This is a genomic window from Rhizobium sp. S96 (genome assembly GCF_030382195.1).
Lineage (GTDB): Bacteria > Pseudomonadota > Alphaproteobacteria > Rhizobiales > Rhizobiaceae > Rhizobium.
This window is the reverse complement of the sequence record NZ_JAUDRY010000039.1, coordinates 1-1,615: the sequence shown is the minus strand read 5'-3', so window position 1 is coordinate 1,615 and position 1,615 is coordinate 1. Positions and strand designations below refer to the sequence as shown.

The window sequence follows — 1,615 nt, the reverse complement described above, 5'->3', positions numbered from 1 at the left end:
TGTGGCGGAGAAGTTGGAATGTCCGGCGGTTTGCAAAGTAGAAATGTCCGACTGGTCGCTACACTGTACAGCGACCAGCCCCGATCTGAGCGGCTGATCCCGCTTGCAAGATCAGATCGGGGCGGGTGGTAAACACACCCCTTCGGCTTTAGCTTTGAGACGCCTCACTCCGTAGCCTGCTGTCGCGACAGTGCCTTCTGGCGCTGTGCGATCACTGCCGGATCGTTCATGAAATCCTTCCGCCGGCCCGGTCCGCGAGCCCGTTTGACGTAGCCATTCTTGTCGCTGTTGCTCTTCACCGTCGGCTTGTCCTGCTGCTCCTGGCGTTCCTTGATATAGGCCAGAACATCACCCAACCGCTTGTTCTCGGTGATCGCCGCATGCGTCACCCGCTGGTCCTTGTCGAACACCGTGTAGGGCAGGGAGTAGCCTTTCCACCTCACATCCAGACGACCGTCCGCATAGGCATAGGTCTCGACATAGCGACCGACTAGACCACGCGTCACTTCGGTCTCCTGCAGCATGATCCGCTTGCGCTCGAACGAAAACGTCAACTGCGATCCCACATAACGCTGCTCGCGCTTGCACAGGATCTCCGTCAACCGATCCGGCGCCAGATTCAGCGGCCGATGCAGGTCTTCCAAACGGGCAGGGGTGACCGCAAACCGTGCATTGTAGTCCTCCATGAAGTCCGGCAGGAACGTATTGCCAGCCTCCATGCTGTCGATGCCAGAAAGCCGCAGCTCCTTGACCAGGCGGTCCTGCAGCGTTCGGTTCATGCGCTCGACACGACCCTTGGCCTGGCTCGAATTTGCGCAAAGAATCTCAATGCTTAACTCGCAAAGCGCACGCCCGAACTGGGTCATGCCCTGGCCGCCTTTGGCATCCTTCTTCGCCACCCGGAACACCGAGTGCCTGTCCGAATAAAAGGCAATCGGTGCGCCGTGACGCTGGAGATAGAGTTCCAGAGCCTCGAAGTAGGTGAAGGCACTTTCCGAGCGCACGAAACGCAGCTGCATCAGCCTGCCGGTCGCATCGTCGACAAACACCAGCAGCGAGCAAGGCGGCCCGCGATCCTCAAACCAGCGATGCTCCGACCCATCGATCTGCACCAACTCGCCATAAGCCTCGCGTCGAAGCCGTGGCTGATGAAACGTCCGCCGCTGCTTGCGTGACAACCACAGTCCCGCATCAGACATCCAACCGCGCACCGTCTCGCGCGACACACGCAAGCCATCACGCTCAGCCAACTTCTCCGTCGCCAGGGTCGGACCGAAATCCGCATAACGTTCGCGAACCAGCGTCATCGCATAGTCCCGAACGCCGTCGCTGATCCGGTTGTTCGATGGTCGCCCAATCGCCTTGTGGCGGATCGACGCCGCACCGCCAGCGCTGATCCGATCCAGCAGCCGACGCACCTGACGCTCGCTCAGCTCAAGCACATGTGCCGCCGACACCAGCGTCATACGGCCGGCGATCACTTTCGACAAAATCTCGATCCGCTGCAGATCGCGCTCGCTCATCGTAATCAATCCCATCCGCAATCTCCCACGTCATCAAACGCGGGGAGAGTGACATTTTAACTTTGCAGGATCAGGACATTCTAACTTTGCGG

1 protein-coding gene is annotated in these 1,615 nt (G+C 59.6%); it reads right to left on the bottom strand.

Annotated elements, in window-relative coordinates; all coding sequences use genetic code 11:
* Positions 1–164: 164 nt before the first annotated feature.
* Complete coding sequence (locus QTL94_RS26280) at positions 165–1,538, bottom strand: ISNCY family transposase (RefSeq protein WP_289803571.1); 1,374 nt, start codon at positions 1,536–1,538, stop codon at positions 165–167.
* Positions 1,539–1,615: the final 77 nt, after the last annotated feature.